Below are 7,280 nucleotides of genomic sequence, written 5' to 3' on the forward strand. Positions count from 1 at the left end.
ACGACGCGCTGCGCCGCACGGTGTCGAACCAACGATCGGCGTCCAGCGGCTCGAGTGCGGCCGCCGCCACGGTGTGCTGCGCCAGGATGTCGAGCGGGTTAGCGGGCACCTGCATTGTTTCGATCTGACCGGCCAGCATGCGCTGGGCGGCGACCGCGCAGCCGATCAGATCGGTGCGGTGTTTGGGAAAAATTACGCCCTGCGAGATTTCGCCGACCTGATGGCCGGCCCGACCGATGCGCTGCAATCCGCTGGCCACCGATGGCGGCGCCTCCACCTGGATCACGAGATCGACTGCGCCCATGTCGATGCCGAGCTCGAGGCTGGAGGTCGCCACGACGGCTTTGAGGCGGCCCGTTTTGAGATCGTCTTCGACTGCGGCGCGTTGTTCCTTGCTGACCGAACCGTGGTGGGCGCGCGCCAGAACCGCTGGCGCGCCGTAAGTTTGGCCGCTGCCCAACAGCTGCGCCGGCGCGCCGCCGGCTACCTGCCGGTTGGAGGTGGCGGGCAACTCCACCCCGGAGCGTTCGGCGTGAATCTCGTTGAGCCGGGCGGTAAGCCGCTCGGCGAGCCGGCGCGAATTCGCGAACACGATCGTCGAGTTGTGTGATTCGATCAGCTCGACCAGGCGGGCCTCGACGTCGGGCCAGATGGTGTTGTTCGCCAGGTTGGCCATGTCGGGGACCGGCACCTCCACCGTCAGGTCGATGGTCTTGGGTGACGGGGGCGCGACGATCGTGGTCGGCGATTGCCCGGACAAGAATCGGGCCACCTCTTCGGGCGGACGCACGGTCGCCGACAACCCGATCCGCTGCGCCGGCCGCGGCAGCAGCTGGTCAAGCCGCTCCAGCGACAACGCCAGATGTGCACCACGTTTCGTGCCGGCGATGGCGTGCACCTCGTCGACAATCACCGTGTGTACCGCGGCAAGGGTCTGCCGTGCGGCCGAGGTGAGCATCAAAAACAGCGACTCTGGCGTGGTGATCAACACGTCGGGAGGTTGGGCGATGAGCTGGCGTCGCCGACCGGGCGGGGTGTCACCCGATCGCACGCCCACGCTGATCTCAGGAACGGGGATGCCGTGCCGCTGGGCGACGCGGGTTATCCCGTTCAGCGGGGCGCGCAAGTTGCGCTCGACGTCGACGGCCAGTGCCTTGAGGGGTGACACGTAGAGCACGCGGGTGCCTGGCCCGCGGTCGTGACGGGATTGCGGGTCCACGCCGGCCAGGCTGTCAATGGCCCACAGGAATGCCGCGAGCGTCTTACCCGATCCGGTGGGCGCGATGACCAGCGTGTTGTGGCCGTCGGCGATCGCCGACCACGCGCCGGCCTGCGCTGGGGTCGGCGCGGCGAATGTGCCGGCGAACCACTCCCGCGTCGGGGGAGAAAAGCGGGCCAACGGATCGGTCGGCGGCAAAGCGCTCACCTAGCCATCGTGCCAAGCACCACCGACAAGTGCCGCGACGTCGGTCAAGCCGCCCGTTAAACAGCTGATCTGCCTGAGCCTGGCATTCATCGTGGGAGCCGGGTAAGCCGATCAGCGTTTGTCCGGCGCTACGGCGTCGGCCAGTTCGGCCGGAATGCCCGGCACCCGGCCGATCGCATCCAGCAGCGCATGCGCGCACGCGTCGCCGAGGTATTCATCGTCGATCGACGGGTCCATGATCCGCTGCCGGCACATCTCGAAGGTGAACGAGAGCCAGCCGTAGACCGTGGCCCGCAGGTCACGCTCCACCTGTGAGTGCAGACCGTTTCCCAGGCCTCCGGGCACTAACGCATCGGCAGCGGTCATGACCCGCTCCATCTGGCGTTTCTTGGTGGCGTCGTCAATTTCGACCAGGACCGGGTCGTACCGGCCCGCCCGGACATACACGGCCCAGGCTGCGCGCGGATGCCGCTGGTAGTAATCCACATACGCGAGCACACCGGCGCGCACCCGTTCGAACAACGTGCCGCCCGCAGTGGGCGCCATCTCCGTCGCCTCGAACAGCCGCTCCGCCTCGTACTTGACGACGGCGGCGAAGAACGCCCGCTTGTCGGGGAAGTAGTGGTACATCAGCGCCCGCGATATCCCGGCCCGTTCGGCGACCTCGTCGATGCGGACCTCATCGTAGGGATGTTGACCGAACACCTCGGCGCCCAACGCCAGCAACTCCGCGCGCCGGTCCTTCGGGGACAGTCGCCGCCTTGCCGCGTCCATACTGCGATGTTACGAACAAGCGATTCGACAGACGTCTAATTTAGCTTGATGACTAGCAAAATTACTGCGTGCCGGTCGGCGCTGGCATGTCAGCGCTGATCCGGGGCGATCGCGGCCGCCAGTTTGGCAGGAATTCCGGGGACCCGCGCCACCGCATCAAGCAACGCGTGCGCGCAGGCGTCGCTGAGCACACTGATGTCGCTGGACGGGTCCATGATGCGCTGCCGGCACAACTCGAAGGTGAACGCCACCCAGCCGTTCACCACCATCCGGACATTCCGCTCGACTTCAGGGTCCAGCTTGGTGTCAGGATGCGCGATGTCACTGATCCGGCTCATGACATGTTCGACCTGGCGATTCTTGGCGGCGTCATCGATGCCTAGCAGTACCGGGTCGGAGCGGCCGATGCCGACATACGCAGCCCACGCGGAGTGCGGATGCTGTTGCTGGTAGCCCATGTACGCGAGCACACCGGTGAGCACCTCTTCGAACAGTGTCTGACCCGGCAGCGGCAGGTGGTTGGTGGCCTCGATCAGCCGCTCCGCCTCGAACTTGACGACGGCGGCGAAGAATGCCCGCTTGTCAGGGAAGTAGTGGTACATCAGCGCCCGGGACACGCCGGCTCGCTCGGCAATTTCGTCCACGCGGACGTCGTCGTACGGACGTTGACCGAAGACCTCGGCGCCCAACGCCAGCAACTCCGCGCGCCGGTCCTCCGGGGATAACCGCCGCCGCGTCGCTCGCATGCGACCGATGTTACTTGCACTACACGTCTTGGCCGGTGTTTGCCAGAACTTCATAGACTTCGCGCTGGCAAAATCTATAGCTGCTCAAATTATGGGCGGATAACCGGCGCAACAACCACGACGACGACACCGTCCGCCTTGCCTGCGATATCGGCTGCGTTACTGCGCGCTATCCGTAATTCGTCAGGCGCACATAGCTTTTGGCTGAGGTGTGGCACTAGCCTCCCAAATTGCGCACAGCGGTGTCGAGGTCCTCAGCCTGCTCGCTCAGTTCACGGTCTGACAGCTCCATGCCGCCGGCCCGCCGGACCACCTCGTCGCGCGTCGCGAGTTGGAGGGCGCCCCGGTATTCCGGCGACCCCAGTTCCGCCGATGTGACGACCTCGGTGCGGCCTTCGATCAAGACCAGCACCGCATCCGAAGCTCGGCTCGCCAGCAGCCGGCGGACGTCGTCGGCCGACACCGTCATGACTGGCCCCGCCCGGTGCGCTGCTGCAGCTTGTCAATGAGCTCGGAGGCTTGCGCCTTGGTGAGGTTCTCTGGAATGTCCTCGCGGGCTTCCTGCGCCAGCGTATTGAGGTAGCTACGTTGAGGGCCCGTCATCGGCTCGTCACCGGTCACCCATTGCGACTGCTCCTTCTCCGGGTTCTCCTGTGGCGCCCGCCCTGGATCGTCGTTCATGAACCTAGCTATGCCCGCTACCACACGGGCCTAAGCAAGGAACTCCGGTCAGCCGACGCCGATCGCCCTTTGCGGCTCCGCTACCGCTGATCCAATCGCGGAACAGCGATCGGCGGTTGGCCTACTGTGTGGGCCGCCGCTGTCGTTCGGGGCGGCAGGCGTTGTAGAACAAGGCGTTTCGCTGGTCTGGAAGCGCTGACCGGTGACCACCGGAACGGTTGTGCGTTTCGGGACCGCAAGCCCCCGGGTGGCCCTGGCCGCCAGCACAACATCGATCTCTTCCGCGAGTTGTTGGCCGAACCGCCGCTGTAAACCTTGCACCTATGAGTAGGGCTCGTGCCGCCCAGTTGCCTGAAAGACGACGCGGCGAGCGATCTGCACCGTGTGGTCGGCGAAACGTTCGTAGAACCGCCCCAACAGGGTTACGTCGACCGCCGCACCGACACCATGCGTCCATCCCCGGTCCATGAGTACCGTCAGCAGTTCGCGATGCTTCTCGTCCATCGCGTCATCGTCGTGGCGAATCTCGGAGGCTCGTTTCGGGTCACGCGACAGCAACACGTCGCGCGCACCGGCGCTTAATGCGACAGCCAGATCGCCCATGTCTGTGATGTATCCGCTGACTTCCGCTGGCACCGCGTGCTGGGGATGGCGTCGCCGGGCGATCTTGGCCACATGCACAGCCAGGCCGCCCATCCGCTCGACGTTGGCAGCGATCTGGATAGCGGTGACGACGGCGCGCAGATCCGCGGCCACCGGTGACTGCAGCGCGAGCAACAGGAACGCTGTCTGATCGACCCGGGCGCTTTCCGCAACGATGCTGTCGTGGCCGGCGATGACACTTTCCGCAAGGGCCAAATCCGCCTGCAAAAGCGCGTCGGTGGCGCGCCGCATCGCTTGACCACTCAAGTCGCACAATTCCGCGAGCCGCTCGGTCAGTGCCGAAAGTTGCTCGTGAAATGAGCTTCTCATCGAGCGGGGAGTGCCTGGTGAAACCAAAATAGACTCACTTACCGCATATCTGGTTACGTGCAAAAGCACATGTAACTCAACGACTATCGTTTACCATCCCCGCCCGCTTGGGAACACCCAATCAAGCGGCGGGTTTCAGATCGGTCGCATCGGGCCCGCTGTGAGGCGTGAGCTGGAGGGCGACTCCGGCGTTGAGCAGTCAGCGCCGGCCCCAGCGGCGCCGAGTCAAGCGTGCGGATGGCTTTCGCGATTTTCACAATCGACGTGGTGACCGTGTTCGGTCTTTAGACCGACTGTTGAGTCGATGCCACAGCCGAAGTGGCAGCAGCCCGATCAACGGTGCTCTTTTGCCCAACTCGCTGTTATCGCGCCGATCGAAGGCGACGGCGTACCGGTGCGCCTGCTCCGCGGTCGCATACGTCTTACTGCCGCTAGCTTGGCGGCATCCCCGCTCACATTCCCAGTACATTGTCCGGCCCTCGACAAAGAAACGCGGTCGATGGCCCGTGAGCCGGCATACCCACGGCGTCGCGGTCATGTGGCTTCCGCCGTGGTCAGCGGCATGGCAAGGTCCTCGAGTTTCTGACCCTCGGCCTTGACTCCCAGCACCAGTTCGACCACGCCTCCGATTGCCATTACCGCCGCACCGAGTAGAAATGACAGGGCTGCCTGATGCCGGTTCCCAGATTCGATCAGGTCGCCGAACAGCAGGGGACCGGTGATGCCGCCGATGGCGGTTCCGACTGCATAGAAGAACGCGATGGCCAATGCCCGTGTCTCCATCGGGAAGATTTCACTGACCGTCAGGTAGGCGGCACTGGCGCCGGAACCGGCCAGGAAGAAGCACACCATGAGCACAGCGAGAAACGTCCAGACGCCGCCGAATTGGCTCACGAAGATGCCGGCCAATACGACCGCCACCGCGGCGGAGCCGAGGTAAGTCAGCGAGATCATCGGTTTTCGTCCGACCGTGTCGAAGAGCGGCCCGAGCAACACAGGCCCGGCGAAGTTGCTGAGCGCCCACAGGATGAAGAACATCGGCACCATGCCGGAAGCCACTGAGTAGAAGCCGCTGAGCAACGTGCCGAGGTTGAACGTGACCCCGTTGTACAAGAACGCCTGCCCAATGAAGAGGGCAAGCCCCAGGACCGCGCGGCTGGGATACAGCGTGAAGGCCACCTTGGCGATCTCCCGGAAAGAGATGACCTTGCGCTGGCGCACAGTCAGCGATCCCTCGGGTTCCGGCAGCTTTTCGTGCTTCTCTTGCTCGACGTCCGCCTCGATGTCGTCGACGATGCGCTCGGCTTCGTCTTGCTGGCCGTGAATGAAGAGCCAGCGCGGACTTTCCGGGACGTTGCGACGCACCACCAGAACCGCTATCCCGAACACGGCACCGACCCCGAACGCGATTCGCCATCCGATGTGGAGCGGAAACAAGGAGGTGTTCAAGAACAGCAACGCAGCCGCGGCGCCCAACGCCGATCCCAACCAGTAGGAGCCGTTGATGGCCAGATCGACACGTCCACGGAGCCGGGCGGGGATCAGCTCGTCGATCGCCGAATTGATCGCCGCGTATTCGCCGCCGATCCCGGCGCCTGCGAAGAATCTCGCAGCGAAGAAGTACCAGGGGGCAAAAGAGAAGGCGGTCGCGGCGGTGGCGACAAGGTATATCGCCAAAGTGAGGATGAAGAGCTTCCTGCGCCCGAAGCGGTCGGTTAACTGCCCGAAGACCAGCGCGCCGGTGCACGCGCCAGCGATGTAGAAGGCGGCTGCGGCGCCGATCTGCGCTGCGGTGATCTGGATGCCGCTGCCCCGCTCAATGAGCCGGGCCGCGACATTGCCCACCATGGTGACTTCGAGACCGTCGAGAATCCAGACACCGCCCAATCCGACGACCACCCGCCAGTGAAACCGCGACCAGGGCAGCCGATCCAGCCGAGCCGGCACCTGTGTGGTAATCGTTCCGGTCTGTACGCCTTCGCTCATCGCAGCCTCCCGGTCGGCGGTGCCCGGCGGCATACCCCGAAAGGTGACCTTCTATCCCGGGCGTCAAGCCGTTCGATGTGGACCCCGTTTGTCGAACTCTTTCACGGGTTACCCACGCTTGGAATTCCTGTGTCGGAGGGACGTGATGGCAACTAACGACCAAAACCCAAAACAAGAGCAGCTTGATCAATATCGAGTCGACCGGGCAACCGGGTATTTGACCACGCAGCAGGGTGTTCGCGTCGATCACACCGACGACGCGCTGAGCGTCGGGGAGCGCGGGCCGACGCTGCTGGAGGACTTCCACGCGCGGGAGAAACTCACTCACTTCGACCACGAACGCATCCCGGAACGCGTGGTGCACGCGCGCGGCGCGGGGGCGTACGGATATTTCGAGCCCTACGACGATTCGCTAGCCGACTACACCGTGGCGAAGTTCTTGACCACTCCGGGCAAACAAACACCGGTGTTCGTGCGGTTCTCCACGGTCGCCGGCTCCCGCGGTTCCGCCGACACCGTTCGTGACGTCCGCGGGTTCGCGACAAAGTTCTACACCGACCAAGGCAACTACGACTTGGTGGGCAACAACTTTCCGGTCTTCTTCATTCAGGACGGCATCAAGTTCCCCGACTTCGTCCATGCCGTCAAACCCGAGCCGCACAACGAGATTCCGCAGGCGCAATCCGCGCACGACA

The 7,280-nt window shown here is 64.4% G+C and carries 8 protein-coding genes; 1 reads left to right on the forward strand and 7 read right to left on the reverse strand.

Going from position 1 to position 7,280, the window contains the following annotated elements; genetic code table 11:
- The 7 genes from VFA16_RS00575 to VFA16_RS00605 form a co-directional block, all read right to left on the reverse strand.
- The coding region (locus VFA16_RS00575; RefSeq protein ID WP_324965957.1) for a DEAD/DEAH box helicase at positions 1-1,417 on the reverse strand (1,417 nt) is incomplete at its 3' end.
- Positions 1,418-1,537: 120 nt separating this feature from the next.
- Positions 1,538-2,200 (reverse strand): TetR/AcrR family transcriptional regulator, encoded by a 663-nt coding sequence (locus tag VFA16_RS00580; protein WP_324965950.1) that lies wholly within the window; start codon positions 2,198-2,200, stop codon positions 1,538-1,540.
- Between the two features lie 89 nt (positions 2,201-2,289).
- On the reverse strand, positions 2,290-2,946 hold the full coding sequence (locus tag VFA16_RS00585; RefSeq protein ID WP_324965951.1) for a TetR/AcrR family transcriptional regulator: 657 nt from the start codon (positions 2,944-2,946) through the stop codon (positions 2,290-2,292).
- A gap of 217 nt (positions 2,947-3,163) precedes the next feature.
- Positions 3,164-3,415, reverse strand: a complete 252-nt coding sequence (locus VFA16_RS00590) for a hypothetical protein (RefSeq protein ID WP_324965952.1) — start codon at positions 3,413-3,415, stop codon at positions 3,164-3,166.
- Positions 3,412-3,627 carry a DUF3072 domain-containing protein gene (locus VFA16_RS00595; protein ID WP_324965953.1) on the reverse strand — a complete coding sequence of 72 codons (216 nt, stop codon included), beginning with the start codon at positions 3,625-3,627 and terminating at the stop codon, positions 3,412-3,414. Before VFA16_RS00595 ends, VFA16_RS00590 begins: the two co-directional genes overlap by 4 nt.
- A 321-nt stretch (positions 3,628-3,948) precedes the next feature.
- Positions 3,949-4,599 carry a phosphate signaling complex protein PhoU gene (gene phoU / locus VFA16_RS00600; protein ID WP_324965954.1) on the reverse strand — a complete coding sequence of 217 codons (651 nt, stop codon included), beginning with the start codon at positions 4,597-4,599 and terminating at the stop codon, positions 3,949-3,951.
- Positions 4,600-5,133: 534 nt separating this feature from the next.
- On the reverse strand, positions 5,134-6,585 hold the full coding sequence (locus tag VFA16_RS00605) for an MFS transporter (RefSeq protein ID WP_324965955.1): 1,452 nt from the start codon (positions 6,583-6,585) through the stop codon (positions 5,134-5,136).
- Positions 6,586-6,730: 145 nt separating this feature from the next.
- On the opposite strand from VFA16_RS00605, the gene VFA16_RS00610 reads away from it, so the two are divergent.
- The coding region (locus tag VFA16_RS00610) for a catalase (RefSeq protein ID WP_324965956.1) at positions 6,731-7,280 on the forward strand (550 nt) is incomplete at its 3' end.

Origin of the sequence: Mycobacterium sp., from assembly GCF_035653355.1 — a bacterium.
Classification (GTDB): domain Bacteria; phylum Actinomycetota; class Actinomycetes; order Mycobacteriales; family Mycobacteriaceae; genus Mycobacterium.